Source organism: Streptomyces luteireticuli (genome assembly GCF_041519305.1).
GTDB lineage: Bacteria > Actinomycetota > Actinomycetes > Streptomycetales > Streptomycetaceae > Streptomyces > Streptomyces luteireticuli.
The window spans coordinates 7514998-7540297 of sequence record NZ_CP167927.1; the positions used below are offsets into that span (position 1 = coordinate 7514998).

Below are 25300 nucleotides of genomic sequence, written 5' to 3' on the forward strand. Positions count from 1 at the left end.
GTCGGCCCGTCGGCGGCAGCAGGCGCATGCCGGGCGGGACGGGGACGGTCCTGTCGCCCGTGGCCAGGGCGGAAAGCTCCTCGGCCGAAAGGTCCTCGGCCGACGCCCGGGGACTTCTTCCTCACCGTACTGCCGCAACCGGTGCCCCGCTGCTTCGGCCGGGCCCCGTACGCGACCATGCCGTGCCGTCCCGGCCTCTCTGCCAGCGGCGATAGCGAATTGTCACTGGAGAACAACGGAGGGGAGGCGATAGTGTGTGCGAGCCGTTCCCCCCACGATTCGACGGTGTCAGCTGTCCGTCAGCCCGTTCCGATCGTGGAGTTCCCCTTGGCCATGCCCACCGCGTCCGCATCCCGTTCCGCCGTCCGTCGTCGGTTCGCCGCAGCCTCCGGGCTCGTGCTCGCCACCGTGCTCGCCCTCGGCGGGTGCACCGGGGGCGACAAGGCGTCGGAAGGCTCCACCACGACGCACACCGCGTCCGCCCCGGTGTCCGCATCACCGTTCCCCACGCGCGAGGCGACGCCTTCCCCGACGCCCGACCCGACGACGGCATCGCCGAAGCCCGAGCCGTCGTCGCACGAGCCCTCGGACGAGCCTTCGGCCGAGGAATCGCACGCCCGCCCCGCCCCGGAACACACCCGCGCCGATGCCTCCACCGGCTCCTCGGGCCGGAGTTCCGGTACGGAGTCCGCCTGCGAGATCCGTTCCAACGCGGGGAACTGCTACCAGGCCGGGCAGTTCTGCCGCAAGAGCGATGTGGGCGCGAGCACCCACGACGCACACGGCCGGCTCATCACCTGCGGCAGCGACAGCGGCCGGCCCCGCTGGCACTACTGAGCGGGGAACGGTCAGTCGTCCGTCTTGATCTTCTTCATGACCAGGTGGGAATCGACCCGCGTCACCGCCCGCAGCCCGATCAGCTTGGTCGTCAGGAACGTCTCGTACGCCGCGTGGTCCTCGACCGCGACGCGGATGAAGTAGTCGGGGCGGCCGAACAGACGGTTGAACTCGAGGACTTCGTCGTAGGAGGCGATCGCGGACTCCAGCTCCTCCACCGTCTGGAGGTCGTTGACGCCGATCTCCACGGCGGCCATCACCTCGAAGTTCCGGCCGGCCGCCGCCGGGTCGATGCGGGCCCGGTAGCCGGTGATGATCCCCTCGTCCTCCAGGCGCTTGACCCGGCGCAGGCAGGGCGGCGGGGTGAGGCCGACGCGTTTGGCCAGCTCGACGTTGGTCAGGCGGCCGTCCTGGCGCAGATGGAACAAAATCTCCCGATCAATGCTGTCCATGTAATTTCATTACCCATCCGGCCCGGTTTCAAGAATGATCCGAAACCATATTACGTCCATCAAAACCTAAAATTGCTATATGAACGCCCCGTCAGCCGCGGCGATAGGCCGCCCCTCCGCCGTCCCCTCCCGACCACCGTCCGACTTCCGGTCGGCCCTCACGGACTCCAGCTCCGTGGGGCTGGCCCTGTTCCCGCTGGGGATCGCCTTCGGCGTGCTCGTCGTCCACGCGGGGCTGGACTGGTGGTGGGCCTCCGCGATCACCGCCTTCGTGTACGCGGGCTCGCTGGAGTTCCTCCTCGTCGGCCTCATCGCCGCGGCGACGCCGCTGGCCCAGGTCGCGCTGACGGCCTTCCTGGTCAACTTCCGGCACGTCTTCTACGCGCTGTCCTTCCCGCTGCACCGGGTCAAGTCCCGCGCGGGCAAGGCCTACAGCACCTACACGATGACCGACGAGGCGTACGCCCTGACCACCGGGGAGTCCGCGCAGTCCTGGAGCGGCCGCCGGATCGTGTGGCTCCAGGCCCTGTGCCAGGTGTACTGGGTCGCGGGCGCCACGCTCGGCGCGCTCTTCGGCGCGCTGGTCCCGGCCGAACTGGCCGGTCTGGACTTCGCGTTGACCGCCCTGTTCGTCGTCCTGGCCGTCGACGCCTACCTCGTCAAGCGCGACGTCCCCACCCCCGTCCTCGCCCTGGTGTGCGCGCTGGCCGCCCGCTTCGTCCTGCCGGGGCAGATGCTGCTCGCCGCGCTCGGCCTGTTCACCGCCGGGCTCCTGGCCCGCCGCGCCTTCGCGTCGCAGAGGGAGGCGGCCCGTGCCTGAGAACACGGCCTACGTCGCCGCCGCCGTGGCCATCAGCGCCGCCGTCACCTGGGCGCTGCGGTCCCTGCCGTTCGCCGCGCTGGCACCCCTGCGGGCCAGCGACACCCTCCGCTACCTCAGCGTCCATATGCCGGTCGGCGTGATGGTGATCCTCACCGTCTACACGCTCCGCGACGTCTCCCCGGGGGGCGCCGCGCCCGTCGGCCTGGCCCTCGCGGCCACCCTCGGCCTGCACCTGTGGCGGCGCAACGCGGTCCTGAGTGTGCTGGGCGGCACGGCGATCCATGTCGCCCTGGCGAGCACGGTCTTCAGCCACGTCTGACGAGAGACCGGCCGGGCCGCTATACAAGGGGGATGACATTCCCGGAGGCGTCCCGGCGCCGCTTCCTGCGCACGGCCGCCGTCGCGGCGGCTCCTCTGCCCGCGCTCGGAGCGCTCGCGCCGCCCGCGGCCGCCCGGTCCGCCGACAGCAGGTCCGCCGACAGCCGGTCCACCGAGGGGAGACGGTGGACCGGCCACTGGCCCGCAGACCTGAAGGACGCCGTGGTGCGGGCCATGCCCGCCGCCGTGGAATGGGCCCGCCCGGCCCGCTGGCCCTTCGGGGCCGTCCTCGTCGACGCCGCGTCCGGGGACGTCGTGGCCGGGGCCCGCAACACCACCGAGAAATCCGGCGACATGACCGCCCACGCCGAACTCAACCTGCTGCGCGAGGCCGCCGCCGCGGGCCGCGACCTCCCCTCATACGTGGTGGTCAGCACCGCCGAGCCGTGCGCGATGTGCGCGGGCGCCCTGCTGTGGGCCGGGGTGCGGGGCGTCGCCTACGGGACGTCCGTCGTCACACTCGTCTCGCATGGCCTCCCGCAGATCGACCTGCCGTTCGGCGAGGTCGTGCAGCGGTCCGATCTGCCGGGGCCGCGGCCCGCGGTGGGGCGTGAGGTGCGCACGGATCTCACCGATCCCCTCTACCGCAGGCCCGGATGACGGGCGGGTCCCCGGCGCACCCCGAAGGGCGCACCGGGGACCAGGGAACGGCCCGTCACCAGATGACGGGAATCCTCGCCGGCATGATGGCCATCCGGTTCGGGTGCCAGGGCACTTCCTCCGCCGGAACCGCCAGGCGGATGTCCGGCAGCCGGTCCAGCAGGACGCGGAACGCCGTGTCCGACTGGCGGCGTACCAGGTGCGCGCCCGGGCAGTGGTGACGGCCGTAGCCGAACCGCAGGTGCGGGTTGGGCGAGCGGGACGGGTCGAACGCCTCGGGGTCGGGGAAGGCCGCCGGGTCGAAGTTGACCGCGTCCAGGGACAGCAGGACCAGGTCGCCCTCCTTGACGGAGGCGTCGCCCAGCTGCGCGTCCCGCGTGACGTACCGCGGGATCGCGTTGCCCAGGACCACGCTGCACCGCAGCAGTTCCTCCACGCACTGCGGCATCGTCTCCGGCCGGGCCCGCACCGCGCTCATCACCTCCGGCTTCTGGAGGAGGTTGAACGCCGCCACCCCCAGGAAGCTCGCGAAGTCCTCGTAGCCGCTGACGAAGAGGACGGAGACGATGTTCGACAGCTGACGGACCGTCAGACCACCGCTGTCCGCGTTGAGGTCGGCGAGGCGGTCGACCAGGCCGCGCGGCTCGCCGGGGCGGCGGGCGGCCATGTACTCCTGCATGTAGAGGCGGATCTCCTCCCAGTTGCGGGCGAGTTCCTCCGGCGAGTACGTGACCATCGTCAGGTCGACGTCGGCCCGGTGGGCCAGCCACGCCCGGTCCGCGAAGGGCAGGCCCAGCAGCCGGCACATGCACTTCGCGGCGACCCACTCCGCGAAGTGGTGCTGCAGATCGCCCGGCGCGCTCTCCCGGGCCATGGCGTCCAGGCCCTCCCGGGTGGCCTCGGCGACCCAGTCGGCGGGCAGCTCCGGCTGGTTGCGGCCGAGCGCCTTGAGCACCTCGTCGCGCAGCCCGGCCTTCTGCAGGTGGTTCATGGCGTCCAGCAGCTCGGGCGCCAGGATCGGGGCGTCCTGCGCCGGGCTCTCGGCCTCGGCGAGGACGGAGCGGGCGAACGCCCGGTCCCGCAGCACGTGCTGGGTCAGCTCGTAGCCGGTGACCAGCCAGGCCTCGCCGCCGGAGTTGGTGCTGACCCGCGCCACAGGACAGCGGCCCCGCAACTCGGCGAGCTCGGGGGCGAGACGGTCGCCGTCGGTGCTGAACGGATAGCGCGGGAGCGGCTCCCGGCGCGCGGCGTCCTCGGTCGGTGCGGTCACGGAGTGCGGGCCCTTCTCTTCCGAATTTTCCGGGGTCATGGACGAAGCGGTCACCAGCGCACCGGCAGCCGTGCCGGGGCGCGCAGCGGCGTCGATTCGTCCCAGGCGATCGTCTCCGCCGGCACCGCCAGTTCGATGTCCGGCAGCCGCTCCAGCAGCACCTGGATCGCGGTGGCGAGCTGGAGCCGGGTCAGATGGCCACCGGTGCAGGCGTGCGGGCCGTGCCCGAACGCGATGTGCGCGTTGGGCGACCGGGTCAGGTCGAGGCGGTCGGCGTCGGCGAACGCCTCCGGGTCGCGGTTGGCGGAGGCAGGCACCGGGACGACCGCGTCACCGGCCCGGATCCGCTGCCCGTGCAGCGTGAAGTCCTCCTTGGCGACAAGGATGTTGATGGCGTTCATCAGCGGGACGTACCGCAGCAGCTCCTCCACCGCGGCGCCGATCCCCGCCGGCTCGTCCCGCAGCCGCCGCAGCTGCTCGGGGTGGGTGAGCAGGGTGAGCAGGGCGTTGCCGGTGTGCTGGATGTTGGTCTTGTAGCCGGCCATGAGCATGGTGACGACGAAGCTGACGACGTCGTCCCGGGTCAGCTCGCTCCCCGGGCGGCGGCTCTCGGCCAGGAGCAGGTGCACATAGTCCTCGCCGGACCCGCCGGAGGAAACCTCCTGCTCCTTGCGGGAGATGAGCTCCGAGGCGTAGTCCTGCAGCGCGTACAGCGCCGTCAGCACCTCCTCCATCGTCAGCCCCGAGGCGCCGAGCAGGGCGAGGGTGTGCGGCAGATAGATGTCGCGGTCCTCGTGCGGCAGCCCGACGGTCTCGCACAGCACCCGCAGCGGCAGCGGATCGACGTACGCGGCGACGAGGTCCGCCGTCCCGTCCTCGGCCCCGGCCACCATGGCGTCGATCAGCTCCTCCGCCATGGTCCGGATCCGCGGGCCCATGAACTCCAGCCGCCGCCGCCCGAACAGCGGCAGGACGGTGCGGCGGACGCGCTCGTGGTGCTCCCCGGTCATCTCCAGGAACGTGGGCAGGCACGGCGGCGGCGCGTCCTCGCCCTCGCGGGGCGGCCAGGCCGACATCAGCGGCCGCTCCAGCCGCGGATCGGCGAATGCGGCCCGCGCGTCCGCGTAGCGGGTGATCAGCCAGCCCGTCTCGCCGTTGGGCAACTGCGCCTTGACGACGGGCTGTTCGGCGCGCAGCCGGGCGTAGGCGCACGGCGGTCCGGCCGTGCCGGGCTCCACGTCCGGGACGGGGATGACGGTGTCGGTCTCGCTCATGCGGTCGTCTCCGAGGGCTCGGCGGCGGGACGGGGCAGATAGCCGGAGGTGAAGAAGTACTCCAGGTAGTGGTCCAGCAGGGCGGCGTCGACCGGCGGGCAGTCCAGTCCGCTGCCGGCCAGCGCCGCCTCGGCGTTGCGCCGTCCCAGCACGGGGAAGGTGTCCTTGAGGTACATCTCCTTGACGGACATGTCCGCCGCGCGGCTGCGGTCGACGCACAGCGAGACGAACGGCGCGGTGGCGCTCGTCGGATGCTCGGCGACGTGCCGCACCAGCTCGCCGACCCACTGCCCGTACGGCATGGTCCGCAGGGCGAAGCCCGCCGCGCGCATCCGGTCCAGGACGTCCGAGAGCATGCCCGGGCGCGGATTGGTGAGGTGGTAGACGCGTCCGTCGGCCGGCTCGTGGGTGGCGATGCGCACGACGCACTCGGCGACATGGTCCACCGGGACGAAGTCCATGGGCAGTTCGATGTCCGGGGCCAGCCCCGTCTCGGCGATCACCTTGAAGAGGGAGCAGATGGCCGTCTCGGTGTTGCACGTGCCGTGCGCGCGGTCGCCCGTCACCTCGTACGGCCGGTACACCGCCACCGGCAGCCCCTGCCCGGCGGCCTCCTGCAGCACCCTTTCGGCGACCCATTTGCTCTCCGCGTAGCCCATGGTGAGCCCGTCGGCGTGGTCCAGCGGCAGATCCTCGTCCACCTCGCGCACCCCGGCCGTGCCGAACCCGGCCACGACGGCGACGGTCGACACGAAGTGCACCGGCACCCGGCGCGGTGCCGCGATACGGACGACCTCCCGGGTGCCGTCCACGTTCGACGCGCGTAACTCCTCATACGGATAGAGGAAGTTGACGCGGGCGCCGTTGTGGAGGACGAGGTCGAGGGTGCGGGACAGCTCCTCCGCCTGCCCGGGCGCGAGGCCCAGACCCGGCTCGGTCAGATCGCCGGGGAAGCACTCCACCCGCCGCCACGCCGCGTCGTCCGGACGCAGCCCGTAGCGGGCGAGCGCGGTGCGCACCCGCTGTTCGGCGTGCGCCCGGTTCGAGGCCCGCACGGGGCAGTGGACGCGCGCGGCCGTGGAGCGCAGCAGCCGGTCCAGGAGGAAGGCGCCGACGAATCCCGAGGCGCCCGTGAGCAGGACGTTCCGCGGGTCGTCCGGGCGCGGGGCCGGGCCCTCGGCGGGCGGGAGGTCGAAGCCCAGCTCGGCCTCCTTGACGAAGTCGACGCCCGGCCCCGCCGCCTCCACGGAACCGCCGCGCGCCGCGTGCACGGCCGCCGCGAAGCCCTCCAGGGTCGGGTCGGCCAGCAGCGCCCTGATCAGGCCGGAGCCCAGGGAGGCGTCCATGCCCAGCAGGGCGAGGGTGCGGGTGACGGCCTCGGAGGCGAGCAGGGAGTCGCCGCCCAGGTGGAAGAAGCCGTCCCGGAGCGCGGGGCGGACGCGCAGCACCTGCTGCCACACCTCGGCGAGGACACCGGGCAGCCCCTCCAGTTCGGCCTCCTCGCCGGGGGCCGGTGCGGCGGGGACCGGCGCGGCGGACCTCAGCCGGGCGCGGTCCACCTTGCCGCCGCTGGTCACCGGGAAGCTCTCCAGGGGCACGAGCACCGGGACGGCCTGTGCGGGCAGCCACTGGGTGCAGTACGCGCGCAGCTCCGGCAGCGGCAGGGGGAGGCCGGGCCCGGCGGCGGTGACGTAGGCGGTCAGCGCGCCGTCCCCGGCCTCCACGACGGCCTCGCCGACCGCGGGGTGGGCCCGCAACCGGGCCTCCACCTCGTCGAGTTCGATCCGCGCGCCGCGCAGCTTCACCTGGCGGTCCAGCCGCCCCCGGTACTCCAGCAGGCCGTCGGCCGTCCGGACCGCCCGGTCGCCGGTGCGGTACAGCAGCCCGCCCGGCTCCACGTCGGGCAGCGCGACGAACCGCTCGCCGGTCAGGTGCGGATCGCCGAGGTAGCCCAGGGCCAGGCCGTCCCCGCCGACGCAGAGCTCGCCCTCCTCGCCGGGCGCCGCCACCGAGCCGTCGGCCCGCAGGACATGGGCGGTGGAGGCGCCGTACGGGCGGCCCAGCGGGACGTGCGTGGCGTCCTCGGGCAGGGGGCTCAGCACATGCGCGGTGGAGACCACCGAATTCTCGGTCGGACCGTAGAAGTTGACCACCGTGGTGTCCGGACAGGCCGCCAGCACGGCGTTGGCCAGCCGCGGGTCCATCGCCTCGCCGCCGGCGGAGACGAACCGCAGCCCGGACATCGCCCCGGGGCGGGTGCGGGCGAGGAGGTGGAAGACGCTCGTCGTCAGGTAGGCGACCGTCACCTCCTGTGTGCGGAACAGCTCCTCCAGCGCGGTGGGCGACAGCAGCTCCTCGCGGTCGGCCAGGACCAGGCACGCGCCGGTGAGCAGCGCGCACCAGATCTCGATCGTCGAGGCGTCGGAGGACAGCCCGTAGGCGTGCAGGACCCGGTCGCCCGGCCCGGGCGGCGGCAGTTCGGGCTCGGAGAGCACGAGGCGCACCACGCCCCGGTGCGGTATCGCCACGGGCTTGGGGCGGCCGGTCGTGCCGGAGGTGAAGGCCACGTAGGCGGGGTCGGCCGGGGACCCGGTGACCGCGCGCGGCGCGCCGGATCCCTCCTCGGCATCGGCCTCGATGCCGTCGAGCCCGATGCTCACGCGCAGCCCGCGCACCGGGCGTTCGCTGCCCGGCAGGGTGACCGCGGCCCGCAGCCCGGCGTCCTCGGCCATCGCCCGCAGCCGGGCCGGCGGCAGGTCCTCGTCGAGCGGGACGTACGCACAGCCCGCCTTGAGGATGCCCAGCAGTGCGACCAGCGCCTCCAGCGAGCGGCTGCCGCACACGCCGACCAGGCCGCCCGGCTCGACGCCACGGGCGAGCAGCCGGGCCGCCAGGGCGTCGGAACGGGCGTCGAGCTGCCCGTAGGTGAGGGTGCGCCCGCCGTGCCGGGCCGCCGGCGCGTCCGGCCGGGCGGCGGCCTGCGCCGCGAACAGCTCGGGTATTCGGTGCTCCCGCGGGTAGCCGGGCGCGGGGCGGGGGAGCGGGCGTGACGAAACGTCGGTGTCGGTCATCGGGTCCTTTTCCGGTCGTGCTCGGTGCTTCGGTGCGGTTTCGGTGGTGTGCGGTGCCGCGCCGGTCAGCCGGCGTCGGCCCCGGCGTCCGCCCCCTCGAAACCGGCCGCGAAGGCGCCGAAGTCGGCGCTGCGCCAGCGCTGCGGGCGCATGCGGAAGGCGATGTCGTCCTTGAGCTGGTCGGCGGTCCCCGCCAGGTAGTCGCGCGCCTCCTGGGGGTCCAGATAGCGGTGCGCCAGCGCCTCGCGCACGGCCGGGTCGACCGGGTCCTCGATCGCGGTGACGGGTCCCTCGACGCTCACGAACCGGTACGGCCGCTTCTCGTCCTGCGCGCAGAGGCTGAACCTCCCCGCGGCGCGCAGCAGTTGTGCCTTGATCGTCTCCCGGCCGGTCTCGACGACGATCTCACCCCCGGGCTCGTAGCCGTACCAGACCGGTACGACCAGGGGTGCGCGGTCGCCGCCCCGGGGGTCGGTGACGCCCAGGACGCCGATGCGGGGCTCGGCGAGGAAACGTTCGCGTGCGTCGTGCGGCATGGCGGGCAGCATGCGGTGGGCTCCTGCTTTCGGTGGTGGTGAGGCTTTAGGCGGTGCTGAGGCTTTCGGTGGTGCCGAGGTGGCGGGATGTGCGCTGTTGCGGCGCTGTCTCCACCGTGAAAAATCTTGGAAACGACGCATCACTCCCCGGCGGAATATCCAACAAACTTATGTTTTGAGCCGAGTTGGATCATGCGAAGGAGGGGGATCGGCGGACGGCGGGGCCGGGGGTTACCGGAGGTTGATCAGGAGGGGAGTGCTTCCCGGGACGCCCCGGACGGCGAGGCCGGGAGCCGTCGTCGACTGGCCGGTGATCACCCCTTGTCAGCTTCGGTGACGCTATGCGTGCGGCGCCGGCGGGGTCGGGATTCCCCCGGCCGGCCTCTTGCCCGCGGCTGCCGGGGTCGTGGAAGGCGACGCTCCGCTGCCCGCGCACGTGCGGTCCTCGTCCCGGGCTAGACTTGCAGAGTTATGCAATTCACTAGTTGTCGAATGAACGGATGGGGGACGTAGTGTGGCCGGGTTCGCGGAGACAGTGCTGGAGCGTGTCCGGATGGCACGCGCTCGTCTCGCGGCTGCGCGGGAAGCCGGTGACGCCTACGAAGAGGCCGCGGCCGCGGACGAGTTGGACGACGTGCTGCGGATCGCCCGTGAGCACGGCATCGACCCGGACGCCGGGACGGGAGCCCGGTGAACCGGGCGGGCGGACGACGGTGATCCGGCGCCCCGGTGCCGGGCACCGCACCGCCCCGGCGGTGCCGGTGCGCAGGCGGACCTGGACGGTGCCGCTGGTGCCGGCGTCGGTGCGGGAGGCGCGGGAGCGTGCGGAGAGGAGCCTGGCGGAGCTCGGACTGGCGCCCGGGGCCTCGGTGTTCGACGCCGCGCTGCTGGTCGTCAGCGAGCTGGTCGCCAACGCTGTACGGCACGCACCGAGGTCCCCGGACGTCGAGGTCGCCGTGACCGTGACCGACGGACTGCTGGTGATCGCGGTCGGCGACCTCGATCCGCGCCTGCCGGTCCCCTTCGGGCGGACCTCGGGGCAGGGGTTCCGGACGGTGACCGACGTGGCCCGCGCCTATGCCGGGGATCTGCGGGTCGAGCCGGATCCCGGGGGGCGGGGCAAGACCGTGATCGTGTGGTTCGCCCTGCCGGGTTGATTCGCCCTGCCGGGCTAAGGCGCCGCGGCGCGCAGGTCCGCCAGGAGCTCGGCCTGGCCCTGGAGGACGCCGGAGAGGATGCTCCGGGCGACCCGCAGCAGCTCGGCGAGCTCGGGGGCGGCGAGGCGGTAGAAGACGTTGGAGCCTTCGCGGCGGGTGAGGACGAGGTTGGCCCTCCGCAGGACGGCGAGCTGCTGGGACAGCGCGGCCGGTTCCAGGCCGACCTCGGGCAGCAGTTCGGCGACCGCGTGCTCCCGGACGCTGAGCAGCTCCAGGACGCGGATGCGGGCGGGGTGGCCCAGTGTTTTGAAGAACTCGGCCTTGAGCTGGTAGAGCGGGGTGCCCGCCTGTGCGTTCGCCGCACTCTCCCGACCGCTGCCGGACCCGGCCTTGTGGCCCGCGCTCGTCCTGCGCACCTGTTCCACCCGCTGCTTCCCGTTCGAGGAGGCGATCGTGGCCGCCTCCGGTGACATCCCGTGACCTCCACAATTGCAGATTCCTGCATATTCCGAACACCCGAGGCCCCGTCCCGGAGGGAATCGGTTCCCCGCCCCGCCCCCGTCCCGCCCCCGCCCGGGCCGTGCGCGGTCGCCGTCCGGCGGTGCCGTCCGGCCGCCGGAGCGACGTCCGCCGCGTCGGACGTCATCATTCCCACATTCTGGGACGGGAAGGGAACAAGTCGGGTCGAACCAACTCACTTCGGCTCCCGATGATGCCCTCCAGGATGCGCCGGACTGGCTGAAAAGGCCATCTGGACAAGCCCGTTCATCTCTGAACGCCCCCGGGCCGGAGCGTCGCCGGCCGAAGTCCGTGCCGCGCGCCCGCTCTCGGCAGCGGTGAAGACGTCGATCAATAGCGGGTGTTCGGCCATTCATCCCCTTCGTCACTGAACAACCGGTTCCGCATGTTGCCTGCGGATCTTGCCGTGTTGACTCCTTGAGCCCGCTCGATGCCGTGCGGTACACAAGTGGCGTTTGTTGCCCAGAGGGGCAAGAGAAAGGGAAGTGATGCCAAAGAGTCCCTTGCCGGAAACGCTGCCCGACGTGCTGAACGTCATCCGCACCCGGACCGTCCTCCGGAATTACGCACCCGGATCCATCGACGACGAACTCGTCGACCGGATGCTGGAGTGCATGCTCGCTGCACCCACCGCCTCCAACAAACAGGCGTGGTCATTCGTCGTGGTGCGCGACCCGGCGAACGTACGGCTGCTGCGCGCCTTTTCCCCCGGCATCATCGGAACGCCCTCGTTCGTCGTGGTCGCCTGCATCGACCGGCGGCTGACGGCCGGCCTCACCGGTGAGATATCCCGGAAGATCTACGAGACCTCGAAGCTCTGCGTGGCCATGGCCGTGGAGAATCTGCTCCTCTCCGCCCACGCCCTCGGCTTCGGCGGCTGTCCGGTGAGCAGCTTCCGCGAGGAGGTGCTGCGCGAACTGCTCGGCCTGCCGGAGCCGCTCGAACCCGTGCTGCTCGTGCCCGTCGGGATCCCCGCGCAGCCGCCCACGCCCTCCGACCGCCGCGACAAGAACGAGGTGATCAGCTATGAAGTCTGGGGAAACCGTGCCGCAGAACCCCTTGCATGAGGACATCGCGCTGCTCGCCGCGTATCTGCTGAGCAGCGGCCGCGGTCTGCTCAACGAGCCCTCGGACTACGGGGCCTTCCGCTGCGCGGACGCCGCGCGCCGGACGCTGGAGATCCTCGAACGGGCCGGCGGCAGCTCGCCCGGGCTCACCGAGGTCCGCGAGCGCCTGGACGGCGTCATGTTCGCGCCCATGGGCGGCGGCATGAACATCGCCGAGATCCTCGACGAACTCTGCCTGAAGATGGCGGACACGCTGAAGAGCGCGCCGTCCTCTTCCTCCCCCTCTTCCCCTTCCTCGTCTTCCTGAACGGATCCATGAACCCCCCAGAGGAGAAATCGTTATGCCCCCGCACGTGCTGACGGAGGCCCCCGGGATCGAGATGCGCGGGGAGCCCCTCGGCGAGAACTGCCGGCGCATCTGGCAGCGCGCGGAACACGCCCTCATAGGCATAAGCGCGGGAAACAGCTATTTCAATCAGGACCGGCTCACCGCGCTGCTCGAATGGGCGGAACGCCACTACGAACGGATCGACGTCGTCTACGTCGACACCGCCTTGGACACCATGCTCCTGGCCGACGGCCGTACGCCGGAGAGCGCCGCGAAATCGGTGAAGGCGACCGTCCGCGACGTACGGCGGCGGATCAAGCGGTCCCTGGAGAGGCTGGAGCCGCAGGCCGGGCGGTTCCGCGTGCGGGCCCTCTCCGAGCTCCTGGACGTGCCCGAATACCGGGCCGTGCGGCAGCGCACGGACCGCGCCTTCGTGGAGGACGCGGAGTTCGCCGCCACCTGCGAGGCGATGGTGCAGGAGATCGTCGCCCACCGCGGCGGCGGGGCCGCCGTCACCGACGCCCATCTGCGGGCCGGCCTGGCCTATGTCCAGGCGGAAGCGCCCCTGTTCACCGACTGCCCGGCCATCTTCGGGGTCTCCGAGTCGGTGGTGCTGTACCACCTGAGGACCCCGATCTCCGAGTACCTCGCGGGGGACCCGCAGGGCTTCCGCGCGGCCCCCGGCCAGGGATTTGTCGTCGTCCGCCCGGCGGAGACGGCGCTCGAGGCCGCCTGAGGTCTTTCGGGAGCGACCGGCGGTGGGGAGCGGGCGATACCAATACACTGGTACCTCACACTCCAACTCCCCATGCCGAGCAGGGAGAAGGCCCCGCACCGACGCGGGTGCGGGGCCGGGGAGCGGGGGCGCCCGTGGACCGGCCGGTCCCGGTGTGCTTGCCTCACACCGGGACCGGTCTCACCCCGCTCGCCAGGCCGTGACCAGCATGGCCACGGAGACGAGCAGGCTGAGCACCTCGTATCGGCGCTCGATCCGGTCCAGAGCGCTGCGTAACCACTCCTTCACGCGTTGCATCGCGGCCTCACCTTCCGGGGGTTTCTCGGATTCCCCGGGGCCGGCCGACCCCGGGGGGCTTCGGCGACCGGAAGGTGCTCCGCGGGGCAGCGCGCAGGCAACGCTACCGCCAAATCGCCTCCGGCGTACGGGGGTTGAGCCGGGCGGGAGGTCGCGGCCCGGAATCGCCAGAATCCGCACACCTCGGGAATGTGTCACTCCGGTCACACTGCTTGAAGGGGCAAAAGCGCATGGGGTTAGCATGTGAGCGCCGCCTAGCTCGAAAGAGATACCCCTGTGACTGTCAACGAGGACACGTTCACCAACTGGAAGAACCGCGAGGAAATTGCGGAGTCGATGATCCCGGTCATCGGGAAGCTGCACCGGGAGCGGGACGTCACCGTCCTGGTCCACAGCCGCTCCCTGGTGAACAAGTCGGTCGTCAGCATCCTCAAGACCCACCGGTTCGCCCGCCAGATAGCCGGTGAGGAGCTCTCGGTCACCGAGACGCTGCCCTTCCTGCAGGCCCTCACCACGCTCGATCTCGGCCCCTCGCAGATCGACATCGGCATGCTCGCCGCGACGTACCGGACCGACGCCGACGGTCTGACCGTGGAGGAGTTCACCGCCCGGGCCGTCGCCGGTGCCACCGGTGCCAACAAGATCGAGCGCGGCGACGGACGCGACGTCGTCCTCTACGGCTTCGGCCGCATCGGCCGCCTCGTCGCCCGCCTCCTCATCGAGAAGTCCGGCTCCGGCAACGGCCTGCGGCTGCGCGCCGTCGTCGTCCGAGGGGGTGGGGATCAGGACATCGTCAAGCGCGCCTCCCTGCTGCGCCGCGACTCGATCCACGGCCAGTTCCAGGGCACGATCACCGTCGACGAGGCGAACAGCACGATCACCGCCAACGGCAACGAGATCAAGGTGATCTACGCCAACGACCCGTCCGAGGTCGACTACACGGCGTACGGCATCAAGGACGCCATCCTCATCGACAACACCGGCAAGTGGCGCGACCGCGAGGGCCTGTCCCAGCACCTGCGCCCCGGTATCGACAAGGTCGTCCTGACCGCGCCGGGCAAGGGCGACGTCCCCAACATCGTCCACGGCGTCAACCACGACACGATCAAGCCGGACGAGCGGATCCTGTCCTGCGCGTCCTGCACCACCAACGCGATCGTCCCGCCGCTCAAGGCGATGGCCGACGAGTACGGGGTGCTGCGCGGCCACGTGGAGACGGTCCACTCGTTCACCAACGACCAGAACCTGCTGGACAATTACCACAGTTCCGAGCGCCGCGGCCGCTCGGCGCCGCTCAACATGGTCATCACCGAGACCGGTGCCGCCTCCGCCGTCGCGAAGGCCCTGCCCGACCTCCAGGCGAAGATCACCGGCAGCTCGATCCGCGTCCCCGTGCCGGACGTCTCGATCGCGATCCTCAACCTGCAGCTCGCCCGCGAGACCACGCGCGAGGACGTCCTCGACCACCTCCGCCATGTCTCGCTGACCTCGCCGCTCAAGCGCCAGATCGACTTCATCAGCGCCCCCGACGCGGTCTCCAGCGACTTCATCGGCTCGCGCCACGCGTCGATCGTCGACGCCGGGGCGACGAAGGTGGAGGGCGACAACGCGATCCTCTACCTGTGGTACGACAACGAGTTCGGCTACTCGTGCCAGGTCATCCGGGTCGTCCAGCACGTCTCCGGGGTGGAGTACCCGACGTATCCGGCGCCGGTGGCCTGACGCCCGGCGGACGGACCGGCCCGCGCCCGGCGGGCCGGACGGCGGCGGTCCCGGCGCGGCCCGTGCGGTGCCGGCCCGCGCCCGCCGTGGGGTGCGGGACCGTCGCCCGCTCCGTAGGCTCGTGGACGTGACCACACCCCGGGACCTGATGATCACCGTGCTGGACGCGCCGGCCGGCCGCCCCGTGGCCCAGGGCGAACTGTCGCTCGCCCTGGCGGGGGCCGAGCTGATCGACCTCCTGGCCGCCGGGGCCGTCACCCTGGACGACGACCGGATCGTGCCCGGCCCCGGGCCGGTCCCGTCCGACCCCGTCGCGGACCGGGCCACGGCGGCATTGATCATCCAGGAGCCGTACGAGACCGTCGAGGACCGGCTCTGGCGCCGGGGCCGCGGCCTGGCCCCGGCCTACCTCGCCGCCCTGGAGGCGGAGGGGGACCTCACCCGGCAGCGGAGCCGGAGCCACTGGAAGCCCTTCCAGGACGGCCGGACGGAACTCGCCGACACCCCCGGCCGCCGCCGCGCGGCCGCCCGCCGGGCCTCGGACGAACCCGTCCTCGCCACCCTCGCGACAGCCCTCGGGATCCGTGACCGGGACGCCGAGGACGCCCCGCCCCCGGCCGACGAGGCGGTGCGGACGGTGCTCGCCGCGGTCGATGACGCGCTGACGGAGCTGGCAGCCCTGCGCCAGCGGCGGGCCATCGAGCAGGCGGCCTTCGACAACATCTGGCGGGGCAACTGACGCCTCGGATCGGATGCAGAAGGCCGGATTCAGAAGGCCGGATTCAGAAGATCGTCAGGACCGTCGGCCCGCTCGCGCTCGTGACCCCGCCCGACAGGCACTGCAGCGCCCCCGGCTGGGGGAGAGGAATGATCTGGAGCACCTTCCGGCCCCGGAAACGGCCGTGCGTCACCGTGCCGGCGGCCGGCGTGACCACCTGACCGGCCAGGGCCGTGCTGCTCCCGGCGATCTCGGCGGTGCTGGCGTCGTGGGCGTTCCAGAAGTAGGTCCGGCGCGTCCGGAAGCCCTCCAGGAGGTTGTTGCACCCGGTGAAGAGGGTGAACTCCTCGTGGTAGCCGCCGCTCCTCACCGCCCCGTCGCCACCGGTGCAGGAGTGGAACCGGCCGTCCACCGTGACGCGGGTGTCCCGGGGCAGGAGGCCGAGACCGGGGTGGTAGGCGACGGTCTCGGTGCCCAGGCACTGCACCTGGCCCGGATCCCGCTCATGGGCCGACGCGGGCACGGGCGCGGCCGTGCCGAGCGCGACCGCGGCCAACAGGACGACCGCGCGAAGGCGTTGTCCACCGAATCGTCCGATTCTGCTCACACTGGGCATCATGGGGCGTCTCTGCCCCGGCAGGACACCCGGGACCCGGGCGTGCCGGAGCGACGGACGGTGCGCGATCCCGTACGGCCGCGCGCGACGGCCCGCGTACGCCTATCCGCGCGGCCCGTCCCGCGCGTAACCTCCTGTCGCATTGCCCTGTGGCGGAGCGATCTGGAGAGCGATGGACACCCTGGAGAGCGGCACGCTGACGGTGCCGGGTGCGCGGTTGTACTTCGAAGTACGCGGCACCGGGCCGCTGTTGCTGCTCATCCCGGGCGGTGCCTCCGACGCCGAGGTCTTCCGGGAGCTGGCCGACGCGCTCGCCGACCGCCACCGCGTCGTCCGCTACGACCCGCGCGGCATCTCGCGCAGCACCCTCGACGCCCCGCCGCCCGAGCCCTGGCTCGCCACCCAGGCCGACGACGCCGCGCGGCTGCTCGGCCACCTCGCCCCGGGCGGCGAACCGGTACGGGTGTTCGGCAGCTGCGCGGGCGGGCTGACCGCCCTGGAGCTCCTGCTCCGTGATCCGCGCCGGATCCGGCGGGCGGTCGTCCACGAGCCGCCCGCCATGGGGCTGTTGCCGGACGCGGCGGAGCACGTGGCCTTCTTCGACGAGGTGTACGCGACGTTCCGCCGGGACGGCGTGCCCGCGGCCATGGACCGGCTCTGTGCCCTCTTCGGCGGGCGAGCCGCCCCGGACCTGCCCGAAGCGGCCGACAACAGCGCGTTCTTCCTCTCCCATGTGATGCGGCCGTCCGCCCGCTGCGTACCCGACGTCACCGCGCTGGCCGCCCTGGCGGACCGGGTGGTGACGGCCGGCGGCCGGGACTCGCGCACCCACGCCGTACACCGGCCGGTGGCCCACCTCGCGCGGCAACTCGGCCGGGAAGTGGCCGAGTTTCCCGGCGGGCACTCCGGCTACGCCAAGTACCCGGCCGCCTTCGCCGCGCAGCTCGATGCTCTCCTGGCCGACGCGGCGCCCCCGCGCGGCTGACACGCCATGCGCATCCTCATGGGCGCCCAGAACTGCGGCTTCGGCCCGGCTTCCGTACTCGTCGCCGTGGCCCGGCAACTCCCGGAGCATAAGCGGGTGTTCGTGGGGGATGATGTCGCGGCCGCGTTCGCGCACCGCAACGCCCCGGCCTTCGACGGCGTTCACGACGGCACCCACGACCTCGACGGGCTGCTGGCCGACAGCGATCTGGTCGTCTCCGCGATGGACGCCGACCTCGTCCTGCACTCCGTCGTGGCGCACCGCCCGGTGGTCCTGGTGGACTGTCTGTTCGGCTTCTGGCAGCACCGCCACTCCCTCGCGCGGATCCGCGAACTGTGCGCCGGCCTGCCGCGCGACTCCTTCCCGGCGGCCCGCCGGCACCTGGCCCGCCTCTCGCCCCACGAACGCGTCCTCGCCGCCCACTTCCTGGCCGACCACAGCGTGGTCCAGAACTTCCCCGGAGTCCCCCGCCGCATGGCCGGGTTCGCCGCCGCCGGCGCCGCCGGAGCGATGCACCTGACCGGTCCGCTCGTCGACCGGGAGGGCCTGCGCGCCGCGCGGGGGGACGGACGGGCGGACGACGGACCCGGCTACGACCTGATCGTCAACACCGGCGGCTTCAAGAACTTCCTCCTCGACTTCGACGACCGCAACGACTACCTCCGGCTGCTCGACCGCTGGATCCCGGACCTGCTCGCCGACTGGCCCCGCTTCGGCGGCGTCCTGCTCTGCGGCGGCCCGTACGCCGGTCACCGCGCCCGCACGCTCCGGACGGCCGGGCGCCGGGTCGACCGCCGGTTCCTGCCGCAGCGCGAACTGCTGCGCCGGGTGGCGACGACACCGCACTACCTGCTCGCCCCCGGACTGTCGGCGCTCCACGAGGCCACGCTGCTGGGCCGCCTGCCGCTGGCGCTGCACGAACAGCACTATGCGCACACGTTCACCGTCCGGCACCTCGCCGGCACCCTCTTCGGCCGTCTCGCCGGGCGCTTCTCGGATGTCCTGCCCGGCCACGCGCCGCCCGAGGACGACCTCGCGGGCACCGAGGCCCTCGTGGCCGTCGCGGGCCGGATCCGGGAGGACGACGGCCTGTACGCGCGGTTCCGCGGCACGTTCAACGAACGCCTGGAGCGCTACCTCGCCCTCACGCCGCACCAACGGCAGGAAGGGGTGACGGAACTGCGCCGCCTCCTGGACGGGCCTCCCGCCCCGGCGGTGATCGCCGGGCTCCTGTCGGCCGGGTGAGCGGCCGCGAGGCGGTGCGCGTCAGCGCCCCAGGGCGCGGGCGATCTGCACCGTGTCCGCGGTCTGCCGGAGACGGACGATCCTGCCGTCGCGCAGGGTGAAGACATGCGCGAAGCGGGAGGTGAAGGGAGCGCCGGTGCTCCTGGCCCGGCCGTGGTAGCGGCCCAGCACGAACACCGTGCCGTCGGCCTCCCAGAACTCGTCGCCCTCGGCCCGGAATTCGTCGAAGTCGCCGGTGAAGGAGAAGAAGTCGTCGACGATGCTGTCGAGACCGTGGTAGACGCCGCCGTTGGGGAAGCCCTCGGCGATGTCGTACTCGGCGTCCTCGGCGATGACCGACCGGAGGACCTCCCGGTCCCCCTTGGCGGCATACATGCGGCGGACGACGTCGGCGTCGGACACGGAATTCCCTTTCTTCGTGCGGGAACGCTGCGCACAGCGACCACGTTACGTCGATCGCACCGACAGCGCCTCGCGGCCATCATGGCCGCGTCCGGGCCACGGAACGAGACGGATCTCGGCCGACCGCGCCGACGACGACCATGAAAGGGAGTCCATGGGACGGAACAAGGACCGCATGCTGGCCGGGGATTGGTATCTGCCCGACGATCCCGAACTCGCCGCCGACACCCGGCGTCGCGCGGAGCTCTGCGCGGCGTACGACGCGGCCACCCTGGCCTCCCCCGAGGAGCGCCACGCGCTGCTCGTACGACTCCTCGGCTCCGTGGGCGAAGGGGTGCGGATCAGGGCCCCCTTCCGGTGCGACTTCGGTTACCACATCCACGTCGGCGCGGGGACGTTCGTCAACTTCGGCGCCGTCTTCCTCGACGCCGCCCCCATCACCGTCGGCGCGGACGTCCAGATCGGCCCGAACGTCCAACTGCTCACCCCCACGCACGCGATGGAACCCGAACGCCGACGGGAGGGCTGGGAGAAGGCCCTGCCGGTGACGATCGGCGACAACGTCTGGCTCGGCGGGGGAGTGATCGTCTGCCCCGGGGTGACGGTCGGCGAGAACACGGTCGTGGGCGCGGGATCCGTGGTCACCCGCGATCTGCCGCCCGGCGTCCTGGCGGTGGGCAACCCCGCCCGGGTGGTGCGCCCGCTCGACGGGACGGACCGGGCGGGGCGATGACCGGGGCGACGGACGGTTCTCAGCGGACGGTTTTCAGCATATGCCGGTGAATGACATATGGTGGTGACATGACTGACCGTGCGATGCAGGAACCGACCCTGCTCCTCCTCACCGCCCTCGCCGACGAGCCGCGGCACGGTTACGCGATCGCGCGCGAGGTGGAGTCGATCTCCGGCGGGCGGGTGAAGATGCGGACCGGCACGCTGTACGGGGCGCTGGAGCGTCTGCTGCAGCAGGGGCTGATCGAGGTGCACAAGGAGGAGGTCGTCGACAGCCGGCTGCGGCGCACCTACACCCTGACCGCTCCCGGCCGTACGGCCCTGGCCGCCGAGGCCGAGCGGATCGCGGCCACCGCGCGCGAGGCCACACGGCGCCTGGGCGCCACGGGCAAGGCGGCCACCGCGTGAACCCCGTCCTGCTGCACCTGTATCCGGCCGGCTTCCGCCGCGCCTTCGGCGACGAGATAGCCGAGTCCTACCGGGAAGCGACCGAAGGGGCGGGCCGACGCGCCCGGCTCCGTGAGGCCGCCGACATCGCCGCGCACGCCGTGCGACTGCGCCTCGGCCTCGGCTCCGCGCACCCGGGCGGACGGCTCTTCGCCGCCGTCGCCCCCTTCGCCCTGGCCGCGACGGCCACCTACGCCGCCTTCAACCTCATCGGGAGTGCCGGAGACTGGTACGTCATGCGCGCCGCGGGCACCCCCGACCGCGTGAGCGCGTTCATGACCCTCATGAACGGCTGCTACCTGCTGACCTTGATCGGCGCGGTGGTCGCGCTGGCCGGGCGCCACCTCCCCGGGGTGCTGTGCGCGGTCGCCGGGGCGGCGGGCAGCTCGGTGACCTTCTTCTACCCGATCTGGCGCATGCCGCCCGACCTGCGGTGGGAACTCGTGGGCTTCCTGCTCGCGCCGGTCCTGATCGCCGCGCTCCCGCTGGCCTGCCCGCCCGACCTGCGCCCGGCCCGCCGGGTGCGCGGCGCGGCGGGGATGGTCGCGGTGGTGGTGTGGGCCGTCCTTCTGGTGGGCGCGGTCGTCGTCATCGACCCGCTCGGGATCGGGCTGCTCTTCCCCTGGCGGTTCGGCGTCCCGATGGCCGCGGCCCTGTTCCTGGCGGGCCGCCGGGCCTTCGCCGGAATCCGCACCACCGCTCAACTCGCCTGCGCCGCCGCGCCGTTCATCGTCACGATGTACTTCTCCGGGTGGGTGCGGGACGAGGAGATCCTGGCGCTCCTCGGCGCCCTCGCCGCCACCGCCACGGTCCTGCGGCTACGGCGTGGCAGCGGCTCCGACACGGTGAACCCCGCCTGAACACCGGCAGGTTGCCGAACTGATGGGACGCAGAGGGGCGGACCGTGAGGTCCGGCGATCAGGAGGCACCCCTCTCTCGTCCCCCTCTCTTCCCCCTACGGACAGCTCCCTCTACGGACGGCCCTCTTCGACCGGCCGCCTGGCCACAGGACTTGCCATGCCCATTTCCGTACCCACCCGAGCTGCCCGCGGCCTGTTCCGGGCCGTCGGGCAGCGCATACCCCGCCCGTCGGCCGGGGGCGGGCGCCTGGCCGCGGTCGACGGGCTGCGGCTGCTCGCAGCCGCAGCCGTGGCCGCTTACCACTACCTCGGCACCCCGACCCCCCGCTTCTGGGGCGAGGCCTACGACCTCCCGCAGGCAGCACCGCTGCTGCACGCGATCAGCGGCTACGGCTGGCTCGGCGTCGAGGCGTTCTTCCTGATCAGCGGCTTCGTCATCTGCATGAGCTGCTGGGGCCGCACCCCGGCGCAGTTCGCCGTCTCCCGTATCGCCCGGCTCTTCCCGCTGTACTGGGCCGTCGTCCTGCTCATCGTCGCCGCCGGCACGGTCACCGTGCTCGCCGGACAGCGGTCGGGGGCGCCCACGGACCTGCGCACCACCCTGGGCAACCTGACGATGATTCCCCGCCCGCTCGGCCTGGATTTCACCGCCGGTGTCGCCTGGACGCTATGGGTGGAAGCCCGCTTCTACCTCCTCATGGGCGCGCTGCTGCTGATCGGCCTGACCTACCGGCGCGCGGTGGCCTTCGGTTTCCTCTGGCTCGTCCTGGCGTCCATCGGCCGCGAACTGCACTCCACCGTCCTGGACGAGATCCTGCTCAGCCAGTACGCCGGACTCTTCGTGACCGGCATCGCGCTCTACCTGATGCACCGCTTCGGACCCAACCTGCTCCTGTGGCTGCTGGCCGGCTTCGCCTGGTGCTACACCCTGACCGTCCTGGACGACCGCGTCGCCACACACACCAACTCCAACTGGGCAGTCGGCGCGGCCGTCCTCACCGGCTTCCTCGTCCTGCTCGCCCTGGCCGGCCCCGGACCGCTGCGCCACCTCCAATGGCGCCCCCTCGTCTACGCCGGCGCCCTGACCTACCCCTTCTACCTGGTCCACCAGAGCCTGGGCATACCCGCCACCCGCGGCATCCTCAAAACGCTCCCCGGTCTCGGCCTGCTCCCCTCGATCGGCCTCGGGCTCTTCCTCTCCCTGCTGCTGGCCGCCGTGCTGAACCGCCTGGTCGACCGCGAACTCGGCCGCCTCCTGCGCCGCCATCTCACCGCCGCCCTTGATCCCGGCCGCACCGAGCCGAACCGGCCCGCACCGCCGATCGCTCCCCGCCCGTCGGCGGAAGAAGGGTGAGCCCAGCCCCCGTGTTGCGCAGCACAGCGCACCGCCGCCGCGGGCCGGGAGTGCTCCCGGCCCGCGGCGGCGGGCATCATGCCGACGGGATCCGTCGGACCGGTCAGACCCCGAAGGGAGCCGCGTAGCGGATGGTTCCGGCGGGCAGCGGACGGTCCGGGTCCAGGCCGAGGGCCATCAGGGCCTCGTCCGGGACGTCGAAGGTCACGCCGATCCCGTGCAGGGAGGCGCGGGTGAAGCCGAAGCGCGGGTAGTACGCCGGATGTCCGAGGACGGTGACGCAGTGCTCGCCCATCGCCCCGGCCGCGGCGAGCGCGGCGCGGACGGCGGCGGAACCGGCGCCGCTCCTCTGGTACTCGGGCCGGACGGCGACGGGGGCCAGGCACAGGGCCGGGGCGTCGCCGATGTGGCAGCGGGTCAGCAGGGCGTGGCCGACGACGGTGCCGTGCTCGTCGGTGCTGACGAGGGACAGACCGTCGATCCAGGAGGAGTCGGCGCGCAGCGCGTCGACGAGGCCGGCCTCCGACGGGGTGTCGAAGGCGGCGAGGACGATCTCGCGGATGGCGGGGATGTCGGCGCCGGTCTCGGCGCGGGTGATCCACTGGTTACGGGTACGCATGACGGGATGACGATCCGTTTCATGGTGAGGTACGTGCAAGGAAGGTGCCTCGCGAGCTCACGCTCCCGGCGAGGCGGCCCCTGTGAGGTGATCCCTGTGAGGTGATCCCTGTGAGGTGATCCCTGAGAGGCGGGACGACTGGCTCAGGCCGTCGCCCGGGACGTGAGGGCGGTCCGGGCGCTGCGCTGTGCAGTGGCCTTCGGCGCGGTCATCAGCCCCACCTCCCTTTTCGTCCTCACATGTGGATCAGCACGTACTCGTCAAACCTAACACACGGATGGAGCAGCCGGGCCGCTGTCGATCTTCCCCCCGGCTGTCCCCGGACGGGGGGCACCGTTGGGCTGACCTGTGCGTATGCTCCCCGCATGGCAGACGGACCGGGGCACGGGGACAGGGGGTGAGCGGCATGGCCGCGAAGAAGGGCAGGGCCTGGGTCTTCGCCGTCGTGATGACCCTTCTGGGGGTGAGCATCGTCGTGGACTGGAGCCGTGGCGAGGGGCTGGACTGGTCCAGTGCCGCCTTGCTGCTGGTGGTCGGCCCGCAGGCGGCAGGGGAGATGCTGCGGGCCCACGGCCGTGTCCGTGCGGCCGCCCGGACCGGGACCGTCGCGAACTGGATGGTGCTCCCCGCCGTCGTGGTCCTGTGGGCGGGCCTGATCTCCGGCTGGGCCCGGGGCGAGGGCACGCCGTGGCTGCCGTTCGCGGCGGCCGTGCTGATGCCGCTCGGCGCGGCGGTGGCGGGCGTGGCGGCCCTGCGCAGGCGGCACATGCGGCCGGGGCCGGCCGACTGATCCCGGGCCTCGCGCGGTGCGTTCAGCCGCCGGGGCGCACCATCACCAGGCGCCGGTCGGGGAGATGGCCGGTGAGGGCGACGGTCGGGCCGTGCGAGAGCACCTTGGGGTCCGGCACGTCGGACGGCATCGGCTCGTTGCCCGCCACGTAGTCGGAGGCGCCGGGCCCGGGCGGGAACGGGGCCGCGGTCCGGATCAACTCCTCGTAGTGCTCCAGCGACTTGGCGCGGTTGACCGTCACCGCGGCCGTGACGCGCCCCCGGTAGCCGTACACCGCGACCAGCCGGCGGTCCCCGGGGGCACCCTGCGCGAGCACGACCTGGTCGGAGAAGGTGGGCACGCCCACGGACTTGATGTTGAGCCCGAACTGGCTGGACCAGAAGGCGGGCACGGACAGGTGCGGCCGCTTGTGCGCGCCCCGGTGGACCATGTTGTGCGCGGCGACCTCGGCCTGGGCGACCGCGTTGCCCCAGTGCTCCAGGGCGAGGAACTGGTACTCGAAGAGCGGGTGCGGGAAGCGGGACACATCGCCCGCGACGAAGACGTCGTCGGTGACGATGCCGTACATGTCGACGACCCGGCACCCGGCGTCGCAGGCCACGCCCTTGGGCCCGGCGGCGAGCCCCGATCCCGCCAGCCACTCGGTGTTGCGGACCGCGCCGAGCGCGACGACGGCGATGTCGGCGTCCAGGGTGCTGCCGTCGGAGAGTTCGGCCCCACTCAGCCGGCCGCCGCTGCCCTTGAGCGAGGTGACCGTCACCCCGCAGCGCAGGTCCACGCCGTGCGAGCGGTGCAGCTCCGTGGCCCAGGAGGCGACCGTCCCGCCCAGCGCGCCGATCAGCGGCGCGCGGCCGCGTTCGGCCACGGTCACGGCCAGGCCGCGTTCCCGGCAGGCGGAGGCGATCTCCGAGCCGGTGAACCCGGCGCCGATCACCAGCACGCGGCGCGGCCCGGCGTCCAGCCGTTCGGACAGGCGTTCCGCGTCCTCGACGGTCCGTACGGTGAACACACCGTCCAGCGCGCCCTCTTCGCGGTTCGGCCAGGGGCGGGCCCGGGTCCCGGTGGTGATCAGCAGCCGGTCGTAGGGGAGTTGCTCACCGTCGGCGAGGAGCACCCGCTTGCCGTCCGCGTCCAGGCCCGTGGCCCGTACGCCCAGCTTCCACCGCGCGCCCGTGTCCCGGCGGGCCGGCAGGGTGCACTGCCCGGCGCGCGCCCGCCCCAGCAGCACCTGCTTGGACAACGGCGGCCGGTCGTACGGGGGATGGGGCTCGTCGCCGACCACGGTCAGCTCACCGGCGAAGCCCTCCTCGCGCAGCGCCTCCGCGGCCCGCAGCCCCGCCAGCGAGGCGCCGACGACGACGATCCGGCCGTCCGTCAGGTCATGCGACACCGGCGGGCTCCCCGGTGAGTTCCAAGGTGTTCAGGACGTTCGGGGCGTACATCGCGGCCTCCTCGCCGTGCGGCT

At 72.5% G+C, this 25300-nt stretch carries 28 protein-coding genes; 18 read left to right on the forward strand and 10 right to left on the reverse strand.

The annotated features are described in order from the left end of the window. The first annotated feature begins 285 nt into the window (after positions 1 to 285). Complete coding sequence (locus tag AB8735_RS33735; protein ID WP_372411457.1) at positions 286 to 837, forward strand: hypothetical protein; 552 nt, start codon at positions 286 to 288, stop codon at positions 835 to 837. An 11-nt stretch (positions 838 to 848) separates the two neighbouring features. On the opposite strand, the gene AB8735_RS33740 is transcribed toward AB8735_RS33735, so the two are convergent. Continuing rightward, on the reverse strand, positions 849 to 1289 hold the full coding sequence (locus AB8735_RS33740) for an Lrp/AsnC family transcriptional regulator (protein WP_344020831.1): 441 nt from the start codon (positions 1287 to 1289) through the stop codon (positions 849 to 851). A 79-nt stretch (positions 1290 to 1368) separates the two neighbouring features. On the opposite strand from AB8735_RS33740, the gene AB8735_RS33745 reads away from it, so the two are divergent. Genes AB8735_RS33745 through AB8735_RS33755 form a run of 3 tightly spaced genes read left to right on the forward strand, consistent with a single transcriptional unit; the run spans position 1369 to position 3090 of the window. Beyond that, the gene (locus AB8735_RS33745; protein ID WP_372411458.1) at positions 1369 to 2109 is read left to right on the forward strand and encodes an AzlC family ABC transporter permease; all 741 of its coding nucleotides are present in this window, start codon (positions 1369 to 1371) and stop codon (positions 2107 to 2109) included. Next, positions 2102 to 2431 (forward strand): branched-chain amino acid transporter permease, encoded by a 330-nt coding sequence (locus tag AB8735_RS33750; RefSeq protein ID WP_372411459.1) that lies wholly within the window; start codon positions 2102 to 2104, stop codon positions 2429 to 2431. Before AB8735_RS33745 ends, AB8735_RS33750 begins: the two co-directional genes overlap by 8 nt. Before the next feature lie 32 nt (positions 2432 to 2463). Then, positions 2464 to 3090, forward strand: coding sequence for a nucleoside deaminase (locus AB8735_RS33755; protein WP_372411460.1), 627 nt, complete (start codon positions 2464 to 2466; stop codon positions 3088 to 3090). A gap of 55 nt (positions 3091 to 3145) precedes the next feature. Here the strand turns inward: AB8735_RS33755 and AB8735_RS33760 are convergent, their stop codons facing one another. The 4 genes from AB8735_RS33760 to AB8735_RS33775 form a co-directional block, all read right to left on the reverse strand. Further along, complete coding sequence (locus AB8735_RS33760; RefSeq protein WP_372411461.1) at positions 3146 to 4360, reverse strand: cytochrome P450; 1215 nt, start codon at positions 4358 to 4360, stop codon at positions 3146 to 3148. A gap of 50 nt (positions 4361 to 4410) precedes the next feature. Beyond that, entirely contained in the window at positions 4411 to 5634 is a 1224-nt protein-coding gene (locus AB8735_RS33765; protein ID WP_372411462.1) for a cytochrome P450, read from the reverse strand. Next, a complete protein-coding gene (locus tag AB8735_RS33770; protein WP_372411463.1) occupies positions 5631 to 8705 on the reverse strand; it encodes an amino acid adenylation domain-containing protein in 3075 nt (1024 codons plus the stop codon). Before AB8735_RS33770 ends, AB8735_RS33765 begins: the two co-directional genes overlap by 4 nt. Before the next feature lie 65 nt (positions 8706 to 8770). Then, positions 8771 to 9241, reverse strand: coding sequence for a pyridoxamine 5'-phosphate oxidase family protein (locus AB8735_RS33775; protein WP_372411464.1), 471 nt, complete (start codon positions 9239 to 9241; stop codon positions 8771 to 8773). A 553-nt stretch (positions 9242 to 9794) separates the two neighbouring features. On the opposite strand from AB8735_RS33775, the gene AB8735_RS33780 reads away from it, so the two are divergent. Together AB8735_RS33780 and AB8735_RS33785 are read left to right on the forward strand one after the other, a co-directional pair. Then, complete coding sequence (locus AB8735_RS33780) at positions 9795 to 9935, forward strand: hypothetical protein (protein WP_344020814.1); 141 nt, start codon at positions 9795 to 9797, stop codon at positions 9933 to 9935. Then, complete coding sequence (locus AB8735_RS33785; protein WP_372411465.1) at positions 9892 to 10398, forward strand: ATP-binding protein; 507 nt, start codon at positions 9892 to 9894, stop codon at positions 10396 to 10398. The genes AB8735_RS33780 and AB8735_RS33785 overlap by 44 nt, the downstream gene beginning before the upstream one ends. Positions 10399 to 10412: 14 nt before the next feature. On the opposite strand, the gene AB8735_RS33790 is transcribed toward AB8735_RS33785, so the two are convergent. Further along, positions 10413 to 10823: an ArsR/SmtB family transcription factor gene (locus tag AB8735_RS33790; RefSeq protein WP_372411957.1), complete on the reverse strand. Its 411-nt coding sequence runs from the start codon at positions 10821 to 10823 to the stop codon at positions 10413 to 10415. A 618-nt stretch (positions 10824 to 11441) separates the two neighbouring features. Between AB8735_RS33790 and AB8735_RS33795 the strand changes: the two genes are divergently transcribed. From AB8735_RS33795 to AB8735_RS33815, 5 genes are all read left to right on the forward strand, one after another. Then, positions 11442 to 11984 carry a nitroreductase family protein gene (locus AB8735_RS33795; protein WP_344020810.1) on the forward strand — a complete coding sequence of 181 codons (543 nt, stop codon included), beginning with the start codon at positions 11442 to 11444 and terminating at the stop codon, positions 11982 to 11984. Then, complete coding sequence (locus AB8735_RS33800) at positions 11944 to 12291, forward strand: DUF6092 family protein (protein WP_344020808.1); 348 nt, start codon at positions 11944 to 11946, stop codon at positions 12289 to 12291. The genes AB8735_RS33795 and AB8735_RS33800 overlap by 41 nt, the downstream gene beginning before the upstream one ends. Before the next feature lie 34 nt (positions 12292 to 12325). Then, positions 12326 to 13048 (forward strand): tRNA-dependent cyclodipeptide synthase, encoded by a 723-nt coding sequence (locus AB8735_RS33805; RefSeq protein ID WP_372411466.1) that lies wholly within the window; start codon positions 12326 to 12328, stop codon positions 13046 to 13048. Positions 13049 to 13621: 573 nt separating this feature from the next. Next, positions 13622 to 15067, forward strand: a complete 1446-nt coding sequence (locus AB8735_RS33810) for a glyceraldehyde-3-phosphate dehydrogenase (RefSeq protein WP_344020804.1) — start codon at positions 13622 to 13624, stop codon at positions 15065 to 15067. 127 nt (positions 15068 to 15194) lie between these two features. Further along, on the forward strand, positions 15195 to 15806 hold the full coding sequence (locus tag AB8735_RS33815) for a GPP34 family phosphoprotein (protein ID WP_344020802.1): 612 nt from the start codon (positions 15195 to 15197) through the stop codon (positions 15804 to 15806). A gap of 43 nt (positions 15807 to 15849) precedes the next feature. On the opposite strand, the gene AB8735_RS33820 is transcribed toward AB8735_RS33815, so the two are convergent. Further along, on the reverse strand, positions 15850 to 16392 hold the full coding sequence (locus tag AB8735_RS33820; RefSeq protein WP_372411467.1) for a hypothetical protein: 543 nt from the start codon (positions 16390 to 16392) through the stop codon (positions 15850 to 15852). Positions 16393 to 16573: 181 nt separating this feature from the next. Here AB8735_RS33820 and AB8735_RS33825 point away from each other — a divergent pair, with 181 nt between their 5' ends. After that, positions 16574 to 17386, forward strand: coding sequence for an alpha/beta fold hydrolase (locus AB8735_RS33825; protein WP_372411468.1), 813 nt, complete (start codon positions 16574 to 16576; stop codon positions 17384 to 17386). 6 nt (positions 17387 to 17392) lie between these two features. Next, positions 17393 to 18631 carry a hypothetical protein gene (locus AB8735_RS33830; RefSeq protein WP_372411469.1) on the forward strand — a complete coding sequence of 413 codons (1239 nt, stop codon included), beginning with the start codon at positions 17393 to 17395 and terminating at the stop codon, positions 18629 to 18631. Positions 18632 to 18652: 21 nt separating this feature from the next. On the opposite strand, the gene AB8735_RS33835 is transcribed toward AB8735_RS33830, so the two are convergent. After that, positions 18653 to 19033 carry a nuclear transport factor 2 family protein gene (locus AB8735_RS33835; protein ID WP_372411470.1) on the reverse strand — a complete coding sequence of 127 codons (381 nt, stop codon included), beginning with the start codon at positions 19031 to 19033 and terminating at the stop codon, positions 18653 to 18655. Between the two features lie 154 nt (positions 19034 to 19187). On the opposite strand from AB8735_RS33835, the gene AB8735_RS33840 reads away from it, so the two are divergent. The 4 genes from AB8735_RS33840 to AB8735_RS33855 all read left to right on the forward strand — a co-directional run bounded on the left by AB8735_RS33840 (position 19188) and on the right by AB8735_RS33855 (position 22426). Further along, positions 19188 to 19766 carry a sugar O-acetyltransferase gene (locus AB8735_RS33840; protein ID WP_372411471.1) on the forward strand — a complete coding sequence of 193 codons (579 nt, stop codon included), beginning with the start codon at positions 19188 to 19190 and terminating at the stop codon, positions 19764 to 19766. A gap of 68 nt (positions 19767 to 19834) precedes the next feature. Next, entirely contained in the window at positions 19835 to 20173 is a 339-nt protein-coding gene (locus tag AB8735_RS33845) for a PadR family transcriptional regulator (protein ID WP_344020790.1), read from the forward strand. Beyond that, positions 20170 to 21072 (forward strand): hypothetical protein, encoded by a 903-nt coding sequence (locus tag AB8735_RS33850; protein WP_372411472.1) that lies wholly within the window; start codon positions 20170 to 20172, stop codon positions 21070 to 21072. The genes AB8735_RS33845 and AB8735_RS33850 overlap by 4 nt, the downstream gene beginning before the upstream one ends. A 157-nt stretch (positions 21073 to 21229) precedes the next feature. Continuing rightward, positions 21230 to 22426, forward strand: coding sequence for an acyltransferase (locus AB8735_RS33855; protein ID WP_344020786.1), 1197 nt, complete (start codon positions 21230 to 21232; stop codon positions 22424 to 22426). A 103-nt stretch (positions 22427 to 22529) separates the two neighbouring features. On the opposite strand, the gene AB8735_RS33860 is transcribed toward AB8735_RS33855, so the two are convergent. Next, complete coding sequence (locus tag AB8735_RS33860) at positions 22530 to 23045, reverse strand: GNAT family N-acetyltransferase (protein WP_372411473.1); 516 nt, start codon at positions 23043 to 23045, stop codon at positions 22530 to 22532. A gap of 406 nt (positions 23046 to 23451) precedes the next feature. Between AB8735_RS33860 and AB8735_RS33865 the strand changes: the two genes are divergently transcribed. After that, positions 23452 to 23835 (forward strand): hypothetical protein, encoded by a 384-nt coding sequence (locus AB8735_RS33865; protein WP_372411474.1) that lies wholly within the window; start codon positions 23452 to 23454, stop codon positions 23833 to 23835. Positions 23836 to 23857: 22 nt separating this feature from the next. On the opposite strand, the gene AB8735_RS33870 is transcribed toward AB8735_RS33865, so the two are convergent. Next, entirely contained in the window at positions 23858 to 25225 is a 1368-nt protein-coding gene (locus tag AB8735_RS33870; RefSeq protein WP_372411475.1) for an NAD(P)/FAD-dependent oxidoreductase, read from the reverse strand. Positions 25226 to 25300 lie beyond the last annotated feature (75 nt).